Annotated in this window: 1 protein-coding gene and 1 pseudogene; both read right to left on the bottom strand. The window is 64.9% G+C overall.

The annotated features are described in order from the left end of the window. Positions 1-11 precede the first annotated feature (11 nt). Positions 12-1,466 carry an IS30 family transposase gene (locus CA982_RS26180; RefSeq protein WP_078114170.1) on the bottom strand — a complete coding sequence of 485 codons (1,455 nt, stop codon included), beginning with the start codon at positions 1,464-1,466 and terminating at the stop codon, positions 12-14. A 34-nt stretch (positions 1,467-1,500) separates the two neighbouring features. Beyond that, a pseudogene (locus CA982_RS27040) lies at positions 1,501-1,799 on the bottom strand (DDE-type integrase/transposase/recombinase); the annotation flags it as partial.

Here is a 1,799-nt window from a genome sequence, read left to right as displayed (position 1 = left end):
ATTGGGCGCGTTCAATCGGTCGATGCAACACTGGGTTGTTGTAGCGAGTGTAGTTGTTCGCCAAAGACTTCGGCGGGAGTTTTCCATCCAAGGACTTTTCTAGGACGGTTGTTGAGGGTGTAGGCGATGGCCTCGAGGTCCTCAGCTGACCACCGCGACAGATCAGTTCCCTTAGGAAAATATTGGCGCAGAACACCATTGGTGTTCTCGTTGGATGGTCGCTGCCACGGTGAGTGCGGATCGGCGAAGAACACCTGCGTTCCGGTGTCCATCGCGAACTGGGCGTGAGCGGACAGTTCCTTGCCGCGATCCCACGTCAACGTTTTGCGCAACTGCTGCGGCAGCGCGGCGATCGACGCTGTCAGTCCTGCATTCATCGCGATGGCACCGTAGCCACCGAGTGCGGGCCCGTTCTTCACAGGCGGCTGCTCACCCCAGCCCTGCTGGCGTGGCAGATGCACCAGAAGTGTTGCACGACTACGACGTTCAACGATCGTGCCGATCGCCGATCTCCCAGTTCCGATAATCAGATCACCCTCCCAGTGCCCGGGGACGGCACGGTCCTCGGCCTCGGCAGGGCGCTGACTGAACACGACATCGGAGGTGACGTGACCCTGCGGCTTGTTGCGCGAGCGGGCCCGCGGCTCCCTCAGTGCACGTCCGGTGCGCAGGCACGCGACCAGCTCACGTTTGAGCGCGCCGCGGCCCTCGATGAACAGGGACTGGTAGATCGCCTCGTGACTGATACGCATGGATTCATCATCGGGGAAGTCGACCTTCAAACGCTGGGAGATCTGCTCTGGACTCCACGCCAGCGACCACCGCCGGTTGGCCCGGTGCGGTTTGTTAAGCCCCTTCCATGGCGGTGGCGTGGGGCCCGCAGCGATCGTGCCATCGGGACGGCGGACAACGCCGGCCAGGCGGTCCTGTACGTACTCCCGCAACTCGACGTGGGCCACGAGCTTCGCTGTTTTCGGGCGCTTGGCGGCCTGCTGGGCTTTCCACTGCGCCACCAACGCCCGATACTCGAGCTTCCCGCTCCTGGTTGCGGCGTTGCGCCGTAGCTCACGCGAGATCGTGGCCGGACTCCGCCCGATCCACCGTGCGATCTCACGCACCCCACGATCCTGGGCGCGTAGCAGCGCGATCTCTTCCCGTTCGGCGAAGGATAGATAGCGGCCCGAAGGCTCATCCAGACTCAGCGGCCTCATGCCGCCAGCGTGGCGGAACCAGCGTGTACCCACCGGCACCGACACACCGACAGCGATCGATGCCTGTGCCGTGCTCACCCCCGTCGCGACCACCCGCCAAAACTCACGTTGCACCTGCCGCGACGGCTCCGGCCGCCCCGGCGATCGCATCGCCGGCCGAAGTGCACGATCAGCACGCCACTGCCGACGAACACCTACCGCCACATCGCTGGTCCTCCGACTCCAGTCCGCCGTAGCCACCGCAAACACCTCCATGATCATGGTGTTGCGACGACCAGTTGAATCCGCCTTGCACTCCGCGGTCGGAGTGGTGGATCAGCCCGGCCACGTCGTGGCCGGCACGCGACCGTGCCCACAATCCCATGTTCAGGGCGTCGAGGGCGAGGTCGGTGTGCATGGTGGTCGAGACCTGCCAGCCGACGACCATCCGCGAGAACACGTCCAGGACGAACGCCGCGTACACCCAGCCCGAGTGGGTGCGGATGTAGGTCAGGTCCGCCACCCACAACGCGTTCGGTGCCGCCGCGGTGAACTGACGGTTGACCCGGTCAGCCGGCCGGGGTGTTTCAGCTCCCTCGCTGCGCGTGG

This window comes from Gordonia lacunae, from assembly GCF_002149015.1.
Lineage (GTDB): Bacteria > Actinomycetota > Actinomycetes > Mycobacteriales > Mycobacteriaceae > Gordonia > Gordonia lacunae.
The sequence above is the reverse complement of the archived record's forward strand: the minus strand, read 5'-3'. Positions and strand labels throughout refer to the sequence as shown.